16 protein-coding genes and 1 pseudogene are annotated in these 19,338 nt (G+C 29.7%); 13 read left to right on the top strand and 4 right to left on the bottom strand.

Going from position 1 to position 19,338, the window contains the following annotated elements; translation table 4 throughout:
- Nucleotides 1-38 precede the first annotated feature (38 nt).
- From FOY43_RS01915 to FOY43_RS03880, 5 genes are all read left to right on the top strand, one after another.
- Nucleotides 39-572 (top strand): tRNA (cytidine(34)-2'-O)-methyltransferase, encoded by a 534-nt coding sequence (locus FOY43_RS01915; protein ID WP_146308879.1) that lies wholly within the window; start codon nt 39-41, stop codon nt 570-572.
- Complete coding sequence (locus FOY43_RS01910) at nt 557-1,306, top strand: TrmH family RNA methyltransferase (RefSeq protein ID WP_146308878.1); 750 nt, start codon at nt 557-559, stop codon at nt 1,304-1,306. Before FOY43_RS01915 ends, FOY43_RS01910 begins: the two co-directional genes overlap by 16 nt.
- 2 nt (nt 1,307-1,308) lie before the next feature.
- Entirely contained in the window at nt 1,309-1,575 is a 267-nt protein-coding gene (locus FOY43_RS01905) for a DivIVA domain-containing protein (protein WP_146308877.1), read from the top strand.
- Nucleotides 1,565-2,410, top strand: coding sequence for a ribosome biogenesis GTPase YlqF (gene ylqF, locus FOY43_RS01900; protein WP_146308876.1), 846 nt, complete (start codon nt 1,565-1,567; stop codon nt 2,408-2,410). Before FOY43_RS01905 ends, ylqF begins: the two co-directional genes overlap by 11 nt.
- A 456-nt stretch (nt 2,411-2,866) precedes the next feature.
- Nucleotides 2,867-4,060 (top strand): restriction endonuclease subunit S, encoded by a 1,194-nt coding sequence (locus tag FOY43_RS03880; protein WP_201273903.1) that lies wholly within the window; start codon nt 2,867-2,869, stop codon nt 4,058-4,060.
- A 260-nt stretch (nt 4,061-4,320) separates the two neighbouring features.
- Here the strand turns inward: FOY43_RS03880 and rplA are convergent, their stop codons facing one another.
- The 3 genes from rplA to secA all read right to left on the bottom strand — a co-directional run bounded on the left by rplA (nt 4,321) and on the right by secA (nt 8,277).
- Nucleotides 4,321-5,016 carry a 50S ribosomal protein L1 gene (rplA, locus tag FOY43_RS01890; RefSeq protein ID WP_146308875.1) on the bottom strand — a complete coding sequence of 232 codons (696 nt, stop codon included), beginning with the start codon at nt 5,014-5,016 and terminating at the stop codon, nt 4,321-4,323.
- Nucleotides 5,016-5,600 (bottom strand): 50S ribosomal protein L11, encoded by a 585-nt coding sequence (gene rplK, locus FOY43_RS01885; RefSeq protein WP_146308874.1) that lies wholly within the window; start codon nt 5,598-5,600, stop codon nt 5,016-5,018. Before rplK ends, rplA begins: the two co-directional genes overlap by 1 nt.
- A gap of 166 nt (nt 5,601-5,766) precedes the next feature.
- On the bottom strand, nt 5,767-8,277 hold the full coding sequence (gene secA, locus FOY43_RS01880; protein WP_146308873.1) for a preprotein translocase subunit SecA: 2,511 nt from the start codon (nt 8,275-8,277) through the stop codon (nt 5,767-5,769).
- Between the two features lie 85 nt (nt 8,278-8,362).
- On the opposite strand from secA, the gene FOY43_RS01875 reads away from it, so the two are divergent.
- The 6 genes and pseudogenes from FOY43_RS01875 to lpdA all read left to right on the top strand — a co-directional run bounded on the left by FOY43_RS01875 (nt 8,363) and on the right by lpdA (nt 15,318).
- Nucleotides 8,363-10,084 carry a GIY-YIG nuclease family protein gene (locus FOY43_RS01875; protein WP_146308872.1) on the top strand — a complete coding sequence of 574 codons (1,722 nt, stop codon included), beginning with the start codon at nt 8,363-8,365 and terminating at the stop codon, nt 10,082-10,084.
- Between the two features lie 177 nt (nt 10,085-10,261).
- Nucleotides 10,262-11,380 carry a pyruvate dehydrogenase (acetyl-transferring) E1 component subunit alpha gene (gene pdhA, locus FOY43_RS01870; protein ID WP_146308871.1) on the top strand — a complete coding sequence of 373 codons (1,119 nt, stop codon included), beginning with the start codon at nt 10,262-10,264 and terminating at the stop codon, nt 11,378-11,380.
- 2 nt (nt 11,381-11,382) lie between these two features.
- Entirely contained in the window at nt 11,383-12,381 is a 999-nt protein-coding gene (locus FOY43_RS01865) for an alpha-ketoacid dehydrogenase subunit beta (RefSeq protein WP_146308870.1), read from the top strand.
- 18 nt (nt 12,382-12,399) lie between these two features.
- On the top strand, nt 12,400-13,296 hold the full coding sequence (locus FOY43_RS01860) for a 2-oxo acid dehydrogenase subunit E2 (RefSeq protein WP_146308869.1): 897 nt from the start codon (nt 12,400-12,402) through the stop codon (nt 13,294-13,296).
- Between the two features lie 2 nt (nt 13,297-13,298).
- Nucleotides 13,299-13,502, top strand: a pseudogene (locus FOY43_RS01855) (biotin/lipoyl-containing protein); the annotation flags it as partial.
- Nucleotides 13,486-15,318, top strand: a complete 1,833-nt coding sequence (gene lpdA, locus FOY43_RS01850) for a dihydrolipoyl dehydrogenase (RefSeq protein WP_236094551.1) — start codon at nt 13,486-13,488, stop codon at nt 15,316-15,318. The pseudogene FOY43_RS01855 and the gene lpdA, both read left to right, overlap by 17 nt.
- Before the next feature lie 44 nt (nt 15,319-15,362).
- Here lpdA and FOY43_RS01845 read toward each other — a convergent pair whose 3' ends face one another.
- Nucleotides 15,363-16,106 carry a DeoR/GlpR family DNA-binding transcription regulator gene (locus tag FOY43_RS01845; protein ID WP_146308868.1) on the bottom strand — a complete coding sequence of 248 codons (744 nt, stop codon included), beginning with the start codon at nt 16,104-16,106 and terminating at the stop codon, nt 15,363-15,365.
- 159 nt (nt 16,107-16,265) lie between these two features.
- Here FOY43_RS01845 and pfkB point away from each other — a divergent pair, with 159 nt between their 5' ends.
- Together pfkB and FOY43_RS01835 are read left to right on the top strand one after the other, a co-directional pair.
- Nucleotides 16,266-17,183: a 1-phosphofructokinase gene (gene pfkB / locus FOY43_RS01840; protein ID WP_146308867.1), complete on the top strand. Its 918-nt coding sequence runs from the start codon at nt 16,266-16,268 to the stop codon at nt 17,181-17,183.
- A complete protein-coding gene (locus FOY43_RS01835) occupies nt 17,174-19,195 on the top strand; it encodes a PTS fructose transporter subunit IIABC (protein ID WP_146308866.1) in 2,022 nt (673 codons plus the stop codon). Before pfkB ends, FOY43_RS01835 begins: the two co-directional genes overlap by 10 nt.
- The last annotated feature ends 143 nt before the right edge of the window (nt 19,196-19,338 follow it).

Raw genomic sequence — 19,338 nt, 5'->3', positions numbered from 1 at the left:
TTATTTTATAAATTACCATTTAATAATATAATTGAAATATGTTAAATGTAGTATTATATCAACCAGAAATCTGCCCTAATACAGGCAATATTATTCGTACATGTTACGCTTTAGGTGCGAAATTGCATATTATCAAACCAATAGCATTTGATTTACATCCAAAATATTTACGTCGTTATGGTGCAGGGAGAATGCTTAGCGATATTCAACATGAAGTTCATGACTCATATGAAGAATTTAGTAAAAAATATGGTAATAAAAATATTTTTTATATCACTAGATATGGACTTAAAACTTATGATGAAGTTGATTATCAAGACGATTTTGATAAAAACAAAGAAATTTGAGTCATGTTTGGTAGAGAATCAACAGGCATTGACATGTCAATATTAAAAAACAATGTTGATAATTGTTTAAGAATTCCGATGATGTCAGAGATGCGTTCAATTAATTTAGCTAATTGCGTTGCAATTGTAGGATTTGAAATTATGAGACAACTTAAATGAAAAGATTTAAGTTTGTTTGAAGTACAGAAAGGTAAAAACTTCATTTTAGAATGAGACAAAAAATAGATAGTGTTAATAATCCTAAAATTAAGCACATAATTAAATTAAAAAACAAAAAATATCGTGAAAAATTCAAAATGTTTATTGTCGAAGGTGAACATTTAGTTAATGAAGCTGTAGTTGCTAAAATGAATATCGATATTTATGAATACAGTCCAAACCAAAATTTTCTTTACAAAAGTAGCACTGAAGTTTCAAAAGAAATTATTGAATCTGTTTCAGATGTAGTAACCCCACAAAATATTTTTGGTATTGTTAAATATAATCCTAAAGACTGAGAAGTGAACATTGATTTAAATAGTATTAGAAATATTGCTTATTTAGAAAAAGTTCAGGATCCAGGTAATATCGGTACAATCATTAGATTATGTCGTTCGTTTGATATTGATCTTTTGGTAGTTCAAAATTTTGATATTTACAACCCAAAAGTAATTAGAGCATCGCAAGGATCGTTTTTTAAACAGAAAATGATTAATGTAAAGGACTATAATTTCCTTGAAAAAGTAGTTAACTCAAGAAAATTCAACATTTTAGCAACAACATTAAAATCAAATTCAATTAAGTTGAATGAAGTAAAATTTACTGAAAGAAACTTAATTATTTTTGGTAATGAAGGAAATGGGATTACTGTTGAAATTGAGAAATACGTAAATCAATTTATTTATATTCCAATTTCGTTCGAAAGTCTTAATGTAGCAACCGCAGCTGCTATTGTTCTAAATAAAGTAAGAAATGGATAAAAATGAAATTAACTGAATTATTAAAAAATATAGAAAATAAGAATTTTACACTTGAACTAAATGGTTATTCTCCAACTGAAGTGGATGTTTTTCTTAATTTAATTTCAACTACTTTATATAATTTCACTATAAATGAGGAATCTAAACAAGATAATAAGCAAAAGATTTTAGATGAGAATAAGCAACTAAAAAAACAATTGGATGAACTAAAATTTGAAAATAAACGTTTGAATGAACTATTAAAAGAGGCAACGAAATATGGAAACTAAAGATTTACAAAATCTAATTCAGTGATATCCAGGTCATATGGCAAAGGCAATGAGAAATATTAAAGAAAATGCGAATATTTGTGATTTGTTTATTGTTGTATTAGATGCTCGCTCACCAATTAGCACCTATAATGAAGATTTTGATTCGATTTCACCTCAAAAACCAAGACTTTTTATTATTACTAAAGAAGATATGATGGATTCATCTAAAAAAGAATTAATAAATAAACGTTTTGGAACCGAAAATGTATTATGAACTGATTTAAGAAAGAAGTCTTCTAAAAAAATCATTTTAAACAAAATCAATCAAATAATGAAACCAATGGTTGATAAGAAAAAAGAAAAAGGATTTCTAAATCCTAAAATTAAAGTTATGGTTGTTGGTGTACCAAATGCAGGGAAAAGCACATTAATTAATTTAATGACAAATCAAAATAATCTTAAAGTTGCTGACTATCCTGGTGTAACTACTGTAGTTAAATGAGTTTCAGTTGATAATTTCTATTTTATGGATACTCCTGGCATTTTAATGCCTAAAATTGATGATCTTGAAGTAGCTATAAAATTAAGTGTTATTGATTCAATTAAGAATTCTATTTTTCCAGTAGATTTAATTTCTTATGCAGGTTATTGTTTAGTTTCAAGATATTATCCAAATATTATTAAAGATTTAGGTGTGGAACCATCTGAAGAAAGAGTTTTTGTTTATAGTCAATTTTTCAAGTTGGCACTAATTAAGAAATTTTTAACAAAAGACGGAAAACCCGATGAATTAAGAACTCAAAAATGATTTTTACAATTTCTCAAAAATCTTCGCGGCGTAACTTATGATTAATGTATAATAATTAATGAGCCGACGTCGTAGATGTCAAAATAAGCCTAAAGAAATTTAGGTTTTTTAATTTATAAATTTATGAAATATAAGACTTTCCAAGAAAGAAACAAAAAGTCAATTTTTAAGTTAATTATTGTAATATTTGATGTTTTTTTGAAAATTTACATAAGAATTTCCATTATTATATCCTACCTTCCCAGTTAGTAACATAATAATATTTAAATAAGTGTTTGCAAAACACAAATGTAAAAAAACACTTATTTTTTTCTAACTCTTAACTTTATAAGAATAATTTAAAAAGTTGTTCTTTAACTAAATATGTTTAAAATCTTTCGCTTTTATAGAATTTACATAAGATTTTTTATTGTTCTATCCTACTTTCCCACTTAGTAGCATAATATTTTTATTAGTAAAAAAGCATTAATAAAATATAATTAATTTAACAATTGGGGAGTTATGAGTAAAATTTGAGATTTGATTAAAAATGAAAAAGTTGAGTGAAAAACTATTGGTGAAGTTTTTGAAATAAGAAATGGTTATACCCCTTACAAAAATAACCCAGATTATTGAAAAGATGGTGTTTACAATTGATTTAGGTTAGATGATTTAAAAGAGCAGGGAAGTATATTAAAGAAATCAAAGCTAAAGATAACTTGAGAGGCTGTAAAAGGTAGTGGATTATTTAAAAAAAACTCATTTCTACTTTCCACTACTGCTACTATTGGGCAATTTGGATTATTATATGAAGATTCATTAGCAAATCAACAATTCACAAACTTAAGCGTGAAAAAAGAATATGAAAATACAATATCAGTAAAATTTTTACTTCATTATTTTTATGAGATATCCGAATGGTGTATAAATAATTCAAATTTATCTACATTTAAAAAAGTCAATATAAATGAATTAAAAGAACTAAAAATTCCAATTCCTTCTATAGATACACAAAACAAAATCGTAAAAATACTTGATAAATTCAACATTTATGTTAAAGAGTTGGAGCGCGAGTTGGAGCGCCGGAATAAACAATATCAACACTACTTAAATACATTATTGAGCTTCGATGAATCTGTAAAAAAATTTAAGTTAAACCAAATATCTGAAATTTATGACGGTACACATCAAACACCAAAATATACTAAAGTCGGAGTTCCTTTTATTAGTGCTCAAAATATAACTAACATTAACCAAACAGATAAGTACATTTCAATCGATGAATTTAAAAAATACAAAATTAAACCAATTAAAGATGACTTATTTTTCACAAGAATAGGTTCGATAGGAAAAGTTGCTATAGTTCAAAATGATAATCCTTTAGCATATTATGTTACATTAGCATTAATAAGAGCAAATAAAAAATTAATATGTACTAAATTCTTAAAATATAGCTTATTATCTAGTTATGGAAAAAAAGAAATTAATAAAAGAAAATTGGTTAAAGCAATTCCACCTAAGATTAATTTAGTAGACTTAGGACAAATAGAAATTAGTCTTCCGGATTTAATAACTCAACAAAAAATCATTCAGATATTAGATAAATTCGATGATATTAGCAACAATATTTTAATCGGTCTCCCTAAAGAAATTAAACTTAGAAAACAACAATATGAATACTATAGAAATAAATTGTTAGATTTCCCTAAGAATTAACCACCAATTGGTGGTTTTATTTATACTACTAAGTGGGAAAGTTTAATAAAACCTAAAAATTCTTATGTAAATTTTTCAAAAAGTTTTATTTATACACAAATTTTCGCTAAAAATAATCTTTTTGCTTTTATCTTGGAAAGTTGAAATATTTCATATATAAAAAATAAGTGTTTTTTCCACATTTGTGTTTTCTAAACACTTATTTTAAATTCATAGTCAAACTTAAACAAAAAACGTTGAAATTAATCAACGTTCTAAAATTATTTATCTAATTTAATTTTAACACTTGGTCCCATTGAAGCTGAAACTGTTAAGTTTAACATGTATGTTCCTTTAACAGCAGCTGGTTTTAATTTTCTAATTAAAGAAATTAAAACTTTAGCATTTTCAACTAAGTGTTCTGTAGGCATACTTGATTTACCAATTAATGAGTGAACAATACCTGCTTTATCTGTACGATAGTTAGCTTTACCTTTTTTAAGTTCTTCAACTGTTTTTTCAGGTGTAGGTGTAACTGTTCCTGTTTTAGGGTTAGGCATTAAACCTTTAGGTCCAAGTTTTTTCCCGTATTTACCTAAAATAGGCATCATAGCTGGGTCAGCAACCATAACTTCGAAATCAAAGTCATCTTCTTTAATTTTTTGTTCTAAAGCTGGTCCATCTAAAACGATGTCTGCTCCAGCTTCTTTAGCTGCTTTTTGTTTTTCCACGTTGTTTGTAACAACTAATACACGAACATTTTTACCTGTTCCAAATGGTAATAAAACAGCTCCACGTAGTTGTTGTTCAGCTTTACGAACATCAAGGTTTAAGTTAAATGCAAGGTCGATAGAAGAATCAAATTTTGTATAAGAAGTTTTTTTAGCGATTTCAATAGCTTGTTCTAAATCGTAAGCAATTGTTCTGTCAAAGCTATCTCTAGCAGCTTGTAATTTTTTAGAAACTTTTCTAGCCATTATTCTTCTCCTTTTTCTTCTTCACCAATTACATTAACATTGATTGATTGACCTTTTGAGTCAACTAATTCTTGTGATGCTTTAGCAAGTGATTCTTCTCTTGCTTTATTTAAAGCTTGTTCTCTTGCAGCAGCTTTAGCAGCAGCTTTTGCTTGAGCAATATCGTCAAATCCTTCAACTAAGATTCCCATGTTTTTAGCTGTACCAGCAATTGTTGCCATAGCAGCTTCAACATCATCAGTATTTAAATCTGGTAATTTGTATTCAGCAATACTTCTAAGTTGATCAACTGAAATTGTTCCAGCGATTGTTGTTTTTGAATTTTGTGAACCTTTAGATAATTTAGCAGCTTGTAAAAGTTTAAATGAAGCTGGTGATGTAAATAATTTAAAATCAAATGATTTATCTTTATATACAGTAATTTCTACAGGAACTGGTTCATTTCCTCTTTCTCTAGTTGCGTCGTTAAATGCTCTTGTGAATTCAGGCATGTTAATTCCAACTCCAGCAAGAGCTGGACCTGGTTTAGCTTGACCGGCGTTGAATTGCAATTTAGCAACACGAACTACTTCTTTTTTAGCCATGTTTGTATCCTTTCGATATATGTGGTACTAGCGATCTTCTTAAATAAATCTCCCACTAGCTAGAGGCAAATTAATATGTATATATTAAATGCTTACTTATTATATATTAAAAGTTAAATTTTTAAAATGATTTTTTGGTCAAAAATAATAAAAAAACCAAAGTTTTTTACTCTTTTGGTTTCTCTAATTCTTCAATTCTTCTTTTAACTGTTTTATACAATTCAATTAATTGTTTTTCATTTTCTTCATAACTTAGAGTAGGTATAAATGTATAAGTTCTTGAAAGCTGGATAAAAATTGGATCACTTTTCATCTCTTTAGTAATGTTAGTTTTTCTACCGATTGAGCTTCTAAATACTGAAAGCATAACTTCATAAGCGATATTTTCTAGCATTGCTTCAAATTTTCTTGTACCCTCTTCAGTGTAAGTTTGATATGGATTTTTTTGCGCATACTGAACTAAGTTAGTGTTTGAACGAAGTTTATCCATTATATTAATATGATTTTGTCATTTATCATCAAGAATTCTTAAAATAATTTGACGAAGTTGTTCATTGATGTATTCTGAATCATAATTTATTAAAGCATTTTCTTTTCAAATTTGATAAAGCTCAATAATTTTCTTAGAAATATATTCAGGCAGATCTTGCTCATGAATCATTTTAACTTCATCAAGAGAAAATTGATATTTAATAACCTCACCAATATTTTTATTTAGGAAATTAACTAAACTTTGGTAATCGAAATTACCGTTGTGTAGTTTATATTCTTCATTATTAGTGATTGATTTAATGCTAAATTTAATCATTCTTTCAACAATAAATGAAGCATCTTCGGTAAGCAAAATTAAATCTCTTTGTGAATAAATCAAGTCACGTTGTTGACGTATAACATCATCGTAATTAAGAACAGATTTACGTGAATCATAGTTAAATCCTTCAATTTTCTTTTGAGCATGATTAAATCCAAAATTAAGATTTTTGTTTGTGATTTCTTTATCTCCAGAATCTCTGTATGCTTCTTGAAAACTTTCATAACTACTAAAACGTTTCATTAATTGATCTTCAAGCGAAAGAAAGAATTTACTTGTACCAACATCTCCTTGACGACCTGAACGACCTTTAAGCTGATTGTCAATTCTTCTAGCTTCAGCTTTATCAGTTCCTAAAACATAAAGCCCCCCAAGTTCAAGTGCTTCTTTAGCAAGTTTAATGTCAGTTCCACGACCAGCCATATTTGTTGCGATTGTTACTGCACCAACTTCACCAGCTTTAGCAATAATTTCAGCTTCAGCAGCATTTTGCTTAGCATTAAGAACTTGATGAGGAATTCCCTTTCTTGAAAGTAGTTCATGAACTATTTCAGAATCTTCAATTTGAGCTGTACCAACAAGTACTGGTTGTCTCTTTTTGTAAAGCTCTTCAATTTTTTCAACAACAGCTTTTCATTTTGCATTTGCTGTAGCAAAAATTGCATCAGGTTCATCAACACGAGCAATAGGTAAGTTAGTAGGAACGACATTTACACGCATATTATAGATATCGATGAATTCTTGTTCTTCAGTTTTACCTGTACCAGTCATTCCACAAAGTTTATCAAACATACGGAAAAAGTTTTGATAAGTAATGGTTGCTAAAGTTTTGGTTTCTGGTTCGATTTCAACCATTTCTTTAGCTTGTAATGCTTGTTGAAGACCTTCAGAATAACTACGACCATCCATGATCCGTCCAGTAAAAGCATCTACTAATTCAATTTTTCCTTCTCTTACAATATATTCAACATTGTTTTTCATAATTTTATGAGCTCTAAGAGAGTTAGCAATTCTGTGCACTATTTCACTATTTTCAATGTCATAAAGTGAATTTATTTTGTAGAATTTATTAGCTTTTTCAATTCCTGAGTTAGTTAAGTTAATTGCTTTTGATTCATCATCAATAACATAGTCATCTTCATTAAGTGTTCTAACAAATTGATCAGCAGCAAAATAAAGTTGAGTATCCTCTCCTTCACCACCAGAGATGATGAGCGGTGTTTTTGCTTCATCAATTAAAATTGAGTCAACCTCGTCAATTAAGCAAAAATGTAATCCACGTTGAACTTTTTCAGACATATTTGAGACCATATTATCTCTAAGATAGTCAAATCCCATTTCAGCATGAACTGAATAAGTAATGTCTGCAGCGTAAGCGGCACGTTTAGCATCTTGGGACATTTGTGCTTTATTTAAACCAACAGTTAAACCTAAAAAATTAAAAACTTGACCCATCTCTTGAGCATCACGTTCAGAAAGATATTCGTTAACTGTTGAAACAATTGCTCCCTTACCTTCAAGAGCATTTAAATACACTGGAGCAATCGAAGTAATTGTTTTACCTTCACCAGTTTTCATTTCAGCAACTGAACCTAGATCAAGTAAAATTCCACCAAGCATTTGTACATCGTATGGACGTTTACCTAAAATTCTTTTTGTAGCTTCACGACAAACAGCAAAAACTTCTACTCTAAGATCATCGGTAGTTTCACCATTAATTAATCTATTTTTAAACTCAATTGTTTTTTCTTGTAATTCTTGATTAGATAACTTTGAAATTTCTGGTTCAAGTTTATTGATTTGAACTAGATTTTTTTCAGCAAGACGCATTTCGCTTGATTTAAAAATTTCTCTCAATTTTTTCATAGTTATATTTTACCAATATATTTTTATATGCTAGATAGTTATTTATATTATTTAATTTACTATAATTAATCAATAAGGATTAAAAATGAGTGTTGAACAAAGAATAGATAATTTAGTTAATCAACCTGGTGTATATATCTGAAAAGATTATTCGGGAAATGTTTTATATGTTGGTAAAGCAAAACGTCTTAAACATAGAATGAAACAGTATTTTGAAGGCAGATTAAATTCTTATAAAACTAACACTTTAGTTGAAAATATCGAAGATTTTGAAGTTTTTTTAACTAAAACAGAACAAGAAGCATTAATTCTTGAAAAAAACTTAATTGAGAAGTATCACCCGCCTTTTAACATTCTTTTAATTGATGATAAACGTTATCCATATTTAAAAATCTGAGTTGAAAATAAACTTAAATTCAAGTTAGAAAGAAATTTATTAAAACTTAAAGATGATTCAGTTTTTTATTTTGGTCCATTCCCTTCGGGTTTGAACGCGTCAAATTTGGTTAAGATCATGGAGCGCGAATTTTTGTATGAAAATGGACTTCCGATTAAAAATAAAAATATAAATTATTGAAGTGAAAAATTTACTGAAGCCAAAACAGTTTTAAACTTAAAAAATTCTAGATTTGTGAACGAATTAACTTCTAAAATGCATGAAGCCGCGCAAATTTGAAATTTCGAATTAGCTAATGATTATAAAAGTGCAATTACAACACTTAAAAAAATGAGAGATTCGCAGATTGTAGAGCTCGAAACTCAAAAAAATATCGATGTTTTTGCATTTAAAGTTACTGATAACAAAATTTACATTACAGTGCTATTTTATAGATATGGAATTCTTTTGAATAAGGAATTTGATGTAATTGAAATTATCACATCTATTAATAGTGATCTTCAAAATTATTTTGAGCAATTTTATAATAATCATGAAACTTGCGATAGTGCGATTTTCAATTCTAAAGATGAAGAGTTAATAAACGATTTGATGTTGTTTTTTAATATAAAATTCCCTAAAAAAGGAATTCTTAAAGAAATTCAAGATCTTTGTGAAGCTCAAAATGAAATAAACATTAAAGACAATGTTCTAAAAGTCGACAATTCTCGTGAAACAAAACATTTACAAGCATTTTTTGAGCTTAAAAAAATACTTGAATTACCAAAAATCCAAAATCTAATTGTTTTTGATAACTCAACATTACAAAATTTTGAACCAGTTGGTGCAGTAGTTTATTTTAATGGAATTCAAAGTGTAAAAAGTAATTATAAAAAATTTAATCATTCTAACTATTTAACTAAAAATGATCGTAAAGCTGATATTCAGTATATGTATTTAACAGTGAAAAGATATTTTGCTCAAAATAGTTTTAATCCAGAAAGCGATTTGATTGTTATTGACGGAGCTGAAGAACAATTATATGAAGCTAAGCGAGCTCTTAAGGAATTAAACATTGAAAAATTTAATATTATTTCACTAGTAAAAAATAGTAAACATGAAACTAAAGCAATAATAAATAGTGATTATATTCATGTAAATAAATTCTCAAGCAATCTACTTAATTTCTTAAGATATGTTCAATTTGAAGTTGACCGTTTTGCAAAAACTCACTTCAGAAAAAGACATCTTACCTCAACTCTTGAAGGAAGAATTTCTAAGATAAAAGGTGTAGGTCCAGCAATTGAAAAAAGACTACTTGAGCACTTTGGAACATACTCAAATATTTACAATGCACCACTAGAAGAATTGTGCAAAATTGTTCCACAAAAATTAGCAATTTCAATACAGAAAATTAAAGATGAAAATTAAAAGTGCCTATAAATCAGGCTTTTTTATATTTTTAGTGGATTTGTTTCCATATTATGATTTTTATAACTTGCTTATAAAATTTAAGTCAATTAAATGTCTTATAATATAAATGTTGTATATATAAAATTACTATATATAGAACTAAAAATTAATTAAATTTTAGATAGGAAGGGTAATATGAAAAACTATAAATATGTAGTTGTTGATGGGAAAATCAACGTTATGGACGATCCTAATGTAATGGTTCGTCATCTAGATATTGATGGTAATCTTATTGACAAAAAATTCAAACCTGAATTATCGCCTGAGAGATTACTAGAAGCATACAAATGAATGGTTTTATCAAGACAACAAGACCTTTACATGCTTCAATTACAAAGACAAGGACGTATGCTAACTTTTGCTCCTAACCTTGGTGAAGAAGCTCTTCAAGTAGCAACAGCTTTTGCTATGGACAAACAAAAAGACTGATTCTTGCCAGCCTTTCGTTCAAATGCTGCCATGTTAGCATTAGGTGTTCCTGTTTTAAATCAAATGTTATATTGAAATGGAAATGAAAATGGAGCTAAAACTCCTACAGAAAGCAATGTTGTACCAGTTAACATCGTTATTGCTAGTCAAATTTCACACTGTGCTGGTGTAGCTTATGGATTAAAACAACAAAAAACTGGTGGTGCCGCAGTTACATTTATTGGTAATGGTGGAACAACTGAAGGTGAATTTGCTGAAGGTGTTAACTTTGCAGCTGTTCAAGAATGACCAGCGGTATTCTGTGTTAACAACAACCAATGAGCTATTTCAACACCAAATCATTTAGAAACAATTTCACCAACAATTTCAGGAAAAGCGCATGCATTTGGTTGTGCTGGTGTGCGTGTAGATGGAAATGACTTTTTAGCTAGTTATGAAGTTATTAAAGAAGCTATTGATTATGCTAAAAATGAATCTAAGCCAGTTATTGTTGAATTCATAACATGAAGACAAGGTCCTCATACAACTTCAGATAACCCAAGAATTTATAGAACTGAAGAACAAGAAAAAGAACAAGAAAAATGAGAACCAATGCACCGTTTTGAAAAATATCTTAAAGATATTAAAGTACTTACAGATGAACAAAAAGAACAAATTTGAGAAGAATCACTTGCTAAAGTAAAACAAACATATGAAGAACACCTTAAACTTGTAAACACAGATATTAATGATATTTTTGATTACACATACGCTACTTTAACACCTGATCTTAAAGAACAAAAAGAAGAAGCCATCAAATTTTGAAGCAATAAAGGAGGGAAATAATCATGGCAGATAAATTAATATTAAATAATATCCAAGCTTTAACTCATGCAATGGATCTTGCTATGGAAAATGATCCTAAGGTTGTTGTTTTTGGTGAAGATGCTGGTTTTGAAGGTGGAGTTTTCAGAGCTACTGAAGGTCTTCAAAAGAAATATGGTGATAAAAGGGTATTTGATACACCTATTTCTGAAGCAGCTATTGCAGGGGTAGCTTTTGGAGCAGCATTAACAGGTATGAAACCTATTGGTGAAATTCAATTCTCAGGTTTCTCATATCCAGCTATGCAACAAATTTTCACACAAGCTGCTAGAATTAGAAACCGTTCAAGAGGAAGATTTACATGTCCTATGGTTATTAGAATGCCTATGGGTGGAGGAATTAGAGCTCTTGAACACCACTCTGAAGCTCTTGAAGCTATTTACGCTCATGTACCGGGAGTAAAAGTGGTAATGCCTGCCTTTCCTTATGATACAAAAGGATTATTGCTTGCAGCAATTAACGATCCAGATCCTGTTGTATTCTTAGAACCTAAGAAAATTTACCGTGCTGGAAAACAAGAAATTCCTGCTGGAATGTACCAAGTTGAAATTGGTAAAGCTAATGTTTTAATTCCAGGTAATGATCTTACAATTGTTACTTATGGTGCTCAAGTTCATGATTGTTTAAATGCTATTAAGAAACTTAATGAACAAAAAGCTGGTTATTCAATTGAACTCATTGACTTAAGAACAATTAAACCTTGAGATAAAGAAACTGTTATTAACTCAGTTAAGAAAACCGGACGTTTATTAGTTGTACATGAAGCTGTCAAGTCATTCTCAGTATCAGCTGAAATTATGGCTAGTGTAAATGAAAAAGCATTTGAATTCCTTAAAGCTCCTATGGCTAGAGTTACTGGATATGATATCACAGTTCCCCTAGCTAAAGGTGAAGGATTCCACGCAATCAATGATGACAAAATTATTGAAAAAGTTAAAGAATTGATGACATTCAAATTTTAGAAAGTAGGAGGAGAAAATATGACTGTTAAATCAACACCTATTGCTAGAGCTCTTGCTGCTAAAATGGGTATTAATATAGAGGAAGTAAAAGGAAGTGGAATTGGTGGAAGAATTTTAATGGATGACATTAAAAACTTCAAGACCGCACCAGCTGCTGCAGTTTCTCAACCTGCTCAAGCACCAGCTGCCCCAACCACTCCAATCAAACCAACATTTGAAGCTCATTCAGAACCGGTTTCACCAATGAGAAAAGCTATTGCTAAAGCAATGACAAACTCATGAGATAATGTTGCTTATACAAACTTAGTGCACAAAGTTGATATGACTAGATTGTGAAACTTACGTGCTTCAATTAAAGATTTAGTTTTTGAAAAAGAAAATGTTAAATTAACTTTCTTACCATATATTGTTAAAGCAGTTGCTATTGCACTTAAAGAATTCCCTAAATTCGCTGCTAAATACAATGAAAAAGAAAATACATTAGATTATCCAGGTTCAGTAAATGTTGGTATTGCTGTTGATACTGAAGCTGGATTAATGGTACCTGTAATTAATGATGCTAATAGATTAAGCATTCTTGATATAGCTTCTGAAGTTTCAAGATTAGCTTCAGCAGCTAGAAAAAGAACAATCAAACCTAATGAAATGAAAGGTGCAGGATTCACAATTACAAACTACGGTTCAGTAGGTTCATTATTTGGAGTTCCAGTTATTAACTATCCAGAATTAGCTATTTGTGGAGTTGGTGCAATTATTGATGAACCAGTAATTCAAAATGGACAAATTGTACCTGGAAAAGTTATGTATGTTACTGTAGCGGCTGACCACCGTTGAATCGATGGTGCTGAAGTTGGACGTTTTGCATCTAGAGTAAAAGAATTACTTGAAAAACCAGAAGTGTTAGGAGTATATTAATAATGTATAAATTTAAATTTGCAGATATTGGTGAAGGTTTACATGAAGGAGTTGTTGCTGAAATCTTCTTCAAAGAAGGTGATTCAGTTAAAGAAGGCGACTCACTTTTCTCAGTAGAAACAGATAAAGTAACTTCAGACATTCCTTCTCCAGTTAGTGGAACAATTAAAAAAATTATGATGAATAAAGGTGACACAATTCACGTTTCTACATGAAGGAGTTGTTGCTGAAATCTTCTTCAAAGAAGGCGATTCAGTTAAAGAAGGTGACTCACTTTTCTCAGTAGAAACAGATAAAGTAACTTCAGACATTCCTTCTCCAGTTAGTGGAACAATTAAAAAAATTATGATGAACAAAGGTGATACAATTCACGTTGGTCAAGATATTTTCTTAATTGATGATGGTAAAGTTCACAATAATGCACCTGTTGAAACCAAAGCTGACAATGAAGGTGGAGCTAGTGTTGTTGGAGAAGTTACAGTTGACAATAGTTTAATTGACTTTTCAAGTTTTTCACAACCAAGTGCACCAGTTTCAGAAGTTAAAAAAGAAGAAAAAGTCGAATCAGAAGATCAATTAGAAGAAGGCAAAGCTTACAATGGAGCTATCGAAGAAGAATTTGATGTTATTGTTGTAGGTTCAGGTCCTGGTGGATATTTAGCAGCTGAGGAGGCTGGTAAATCAGGACTTAAAACTTTAATTGTTGAAAAATGAGCATGAGGTGGAGTTTGTTTAAATACTGGATGTATTCCAACAAAAGCATTATTAAAATCTACTGAAATGATTTATGAAGTTAAAACTGCTTCAAAATATGGTTTAGTTGCTAACTTTGACAAAATTAAATTTGATGAAGAAAAAACATGAAAAGAAATGCACCTTAGAAAAGAAGGTGTTGTAAATAAAGTTTCTGGAAGTGTTAGAAACTTAATGCTTGGTTCAAAATGTAAAATTTTAGAAGCTGAAGCTAAATTTGTAGGAGCTCGTGAAATTGAAGTAAACGGAAAAGTTTATAGAGCTAAAAATTTAATTTTAGCAACTGGTTCAAGACCTAAAAAACTTGATATGATTCCAGGATTCAAAGAAGGATATGAACAAGGTAAAATTGTTACTTCGCGTGAAGCAATTAATTACAAAGAAAAATTACCTAAATCTCTTGTAATTATCGGTGGTGGAGTAATTGGTGTTGAATTTGCTCAAGTATTTTCATTAAGTGGAACTAAAGTTACATTATTGCAAAATACAGATAGATTACTTCCAGGTTCAGATGCTGAGGTTGGTAAAGCAGCTGCTAAAGCATTAAAAGACATGGGAGTTGAAGTATTATTCAATGTACAAACCAATAAATTTGAAAATGGTAAATTATATTACACATTAGATTCTAAAGAGGTTGCTGTTGAAGCTGAATTAATTTTAACAGCTACAGGTAGAGCACCAGTCTCTGAAGGTCTTGCTGAAGTTGGAATCAAATTAGGAAAAATTAATGAAGTTCTTGTTGACAAACACCAAAGAACAAATGTTAGAGGCGTTTATGCAATTGGTGATGTGACAGCTCAAAACATGTTAGCTCACGTCGCTTATGCGCATGCTCTTGTAGCTGTTCAACATATTTTAGGAAATAAAGAAAAATCTACATACCATGGAAAAGCAGTGCCTGGATGTATTTATATAACTCCTGAAATTTCATTTATTGGTATGACTGAAGAAGAAGCTAAAAAAGCCGGAAGAAATGTATTCAGTTCAAAATACTTATTTGAATATTTAGGAAAAGGAATTGCTACAGTACAAACTGAAGGATTTGTAAAATTAGTTGTAGATAAAGAATTCGGTGAAATTCTTGGTGCAAGTATTGTCGGTGCAAACTCAACAGATTACATTGCTGAAATCGCTTTAGCAATGGAACAAGAAGTTACAGTTCACGAATTAGCTCACACAATTCATCCACACCCAACTTTCAACGAAATTGTTTGAGAAGCAGCTCGTAGTGCAGCTCTAAAATTAGATAAAGAAAATGCTAAAAAATAATTTTTAATAAAAAATGAGTCAATTACTAAACGACTCATTTTTTATTAAACAAAAATTGTCTTTTCAAAAGAAATGTCATCTTTATCAGCGTTGGTAATTAAAGTTACATCATCTTTATTTGAAGCAAAGCTAAATTTATAATTCATATTTAGTTTACTTTCGTCTAGCAAAATAAATTTTTCTTTACTTTTATTTAATGCAGCTTTCTTGAATAAACATTCTTGTAGTTCTGGAGTTGTAAAACCTACACTTTTTTCATATCCATTAGCTCCAAAAAAACCCGCATCAAAGTTAAACATACTTAGATTATCAATTGCAAGAGAACCGATTACGTTAGATGTTGTTTTTTTAACATTACCACCAATTAAAATTATTTCGATTTCACTTTTATTTCTTAGAGTGTTAGCTATACTGAAAGAATTAGTTACAACACAAATTTTAGAATTAGGTAAAAGTTTGGCTAACTCATTTGTGGTAGTACCAGCATCAATGAAAATCAAACTCTTGTTTTTTATAAATTCAAGTGCTTTTTGTGCAATATTCATTTTTGCGTCTTGCTCGAGTTGTTCTCTTGATTCAAGTCAAATATCTAAGTTTAAAGCCTTATTATCTCTAGTATAAGCACCACCATGAACTCTTTTAATTGCCTTTTTTTGGTCAAGTTCAATTACATCTTGTCTTACTGTTGACTCTGAAACTTTCATTAATTTTGATAACTCTTTTAATGTTGCCGCACCCTTTGAGTTAACTTCGTTTATTATTATTTCATGTCTTTGTTTCTTTAACATTTTTACCTCTTAATATATTTAAAATATATCATAATTGTACTTTTTGAATTATAAAATGTGAAAATTATTTCCAGTTTTTTGTAGATTTTTGTAATTTTAGTGCAGTTTTTAAAGAATTTTGTAGAATTTTGTAGAATTATAAATGAAGGGAGAAAATTAATGATTTATACAGTTACATTATCACCAGCACTAGATTATCAAGTTAGATTATCAGATAATTTCAAAGAAAATGAAATTAATAGATCGGTACAAGAAAACTACCAAGTTGGTGGAAAAGGAATTAATGTATCTATACTATTAAATAATTTAAACACTAAATCTATTGCTTTAGGTTTTGTTGGTGGTTTTGTTGGAGAATTTGTTAAGTCTAGTTTAAATGAGTTAAACATAGAACACAAATTTGTTGAAGTGGATGGAATCACTAGAATTAATGTAAAGATCAATGATAAAGATAGTGAAAGTGCTATTAATGCAAATGGTCCAGTTATTAGTGAGGACAACCTAAGAAGTTTATATGACATGCTTTCTAATTTAAAAGATGACGATATTTTAGTTTTATCAGGTAATATACCAAGTTCAATTAGTAATACTATTTATGAAAATATCTTTAAGTTAGTTTCAAATAAAAAAATTAAAGTATTCTTAGATACTACTAAAAACTATTTATTATCTTGTTTAAAATACAATCCATTTCTTATTAAACCTAATTTAGACGAACTTGAAGAAATATTTGGAACTAAATTAAAAAGTAATGAAGAAATTGTAGAAAAAGCAAGTCAATTAATTAACTTAGGAGCTAGAAATGTTTTAGTTTCCTTGGGTGTTAAAGGTGCAATCTTAGTTACAAATGATAAAAAAGTTTATCATGAACACACATATAAAGGAAATGTAGAAAACACAGTTGGTGCAGGAGATAGTATGCTTGCTGGATTTATCTATGAATATGATAAATCAAGAGACTTTCAAAGTGCGTTATCTTTCTCAATTGCTTGTGGTGCAGCTACAGCATTTAATAAAGGTATCGCAACAAAAAACGAAATTGAAGAACTCATTAAAGGAGGTAAAAAATGAGAATAAAAGATCTCTTATCAGAATCGACGATTAATGTTCTTTCTAAAGCTCAGAATAAATCTGAAGTAATCGATGAAGCTGTTAATTTATTATTCAAAAATGATATTTTAACTGATAAAGATGATTTTGCTAAAGCTGTTTGGGACAGAGAAAAGCAATCTACAACTGGTCTTGGTGATGGTTTAGCAATTCCTCACGGTAGAGGAAAATTTGTTAAAAAACCTGCATTAGCAGCTTTAGTAATTAAAAATGGTGTGGATTATGAATCACTAGATGGACAAGATGTTAAATTAGTATTTTTAATTGCAGCACCAGAAACTAAAGGTGAAGAAAACTTACATTTAGAAGTACTTGCAAAATTAAGCAAAATGCTTCTAGATAAAGAGTTTATTAACAAATTAGTAAATACTAAATCAGCAAAAGAATTACTTAACTTAATTGAAGCTAAAGAAGATGAAATAAATGCTAGAGAAGTAGCACAAGTAAATTCAGATAAAGTATTTTTAGTTGGAATTACTTCTTGTCCAACTGGTATAGCACATACATATATGGCTCAAGAAGCATTAGAAAATGCAGCAAAAAAACTAAATGTTGATATTAAAATTGAAACACAAGGTTCAGGTGGAGCTAAAAATATTTTAACTGACTCTGAAATTGAAAAAGCAGCTGGAGTAATTATTGCAGCTGATACTAATGTTGAATTAGATCGTTTTGTTGGTAAAAAACTTTTACAAGCTTCTGTTACTCAAGGAATTAAAGAACCTGAAAACTTAATTAATAAGGTATTGAAGGAAAATGTAGAAATTTATTCACCTAAAGATGTTGAGAAAAAAACAACTCAGACAACTAAACCTACATTTATTCAAACTGTTTATAAACATGTAATGAGTGGGGTTTCACATATGCTTCCATTCGTTATAGGTGGTGGAATTTTAATTGCATTATCATTCCTTATCGACTCTTTCTATGGAACTGATGCTGTTGGTGGAAATTTTGGTTCATACTCAGTCGTAGCTAAATTCTTTATGGATTCAGGACAATTTGCTTTTGGATTCATGTTAGCAGTTTTAGCTGGATATATTGCTTACTCAATTGCAGGTCGTCCTGGTTTAGCAGTTGGTATGGCTGCTGGAGCTATAGCAGCAAGCTCAAGCTTCATGGTTTCTCAAACTGGTTCGAATGCTGGATTCCTCGGTGCCTTAATTGGAGGATTCTTAGCAGGTTATGTAGTAGTTTTACTTGGTAAAGCCTTTACTTGACTTCCTAAATCGATGGATGGAATCAAACCTATGCTTATCTACCCATTATTAGGATTATTAATTGTTGCTCTTATTATGTTCTTTGTAGTTAATACACCATTAGCTTACTTAAATAAATACATTAATTTAGGTCTTGAATACATTGTTGGTAAAAATGCAAGTGTATCAATTGGATTTAAAATTGGTGTTGGTGCTTTACTTGCTGGTATGATGGCAGTTGATATGGGTGGTCCAATCAACAAAGTTGCTTACACTATCGGTGTAGCATCATTAGATCCAAATGGAATCAATCAACCATGAATTATGGCAGCTGTTATGGTTGGTGGTATGGTTCCACCACTTCTTATTGCTTTAGCAGCAGATTTATTCCCACAAAAATTCACTAAAAAAGAAAGAAATGATTCAAAAATTAACTATTTAATGGGAATTTCATTTATTACTGAAGGTGCAATTCCTTATGCAGCAGCTGACCCACTAAGAGTTATCCTTTCATCAATTATTGCTTCAGCTATTGCAGGTGCTTTATCAGCAGGTTTAGGAGCATCAATTCCTGCTCCTCACGGGGGGGTATTCGTATTTATCGTTGCTCAAAAATGATACTGATACATCTTCTCACTTGTTGTTGGTACTGTTATTGGTGCTTTTGTTCTTGGAGCACTCAAGAGAAATGTTGAAAACCCAGAACTTGGAAAATGAAAAGGAATTCCTATTGGAAATGGAATTTCATTCAAAATTAACGCTAGAAAAGCGAAAAGATAGTAAGAATGATAAAACACAAACCGAATAATAGGTTTGTGTTTTTAATTAAAAAAACTTTACACAAAATAAAATTTGATTATTTTTGAATTTTTATGTATAATAATTACGTTGAGTTCATTAATTGAACTATTGTTGCAAAGGCA

Source organism: Mycoplasma anserisalpingitidis (assembly GCF_007858495.1).
Lineage (GTDB): Bacteria > Bacillota_I > Bacilli_A > Mycoplasmatales > Metamycoplasmataceae > Mycoplasmopsis > Mycoplasmopsis anserisalpingitidis_A.
Note: the sequence above shows the minus strand (reverse complement) of the source record. Positions and strands in the feature narration are given on the sequence as shown.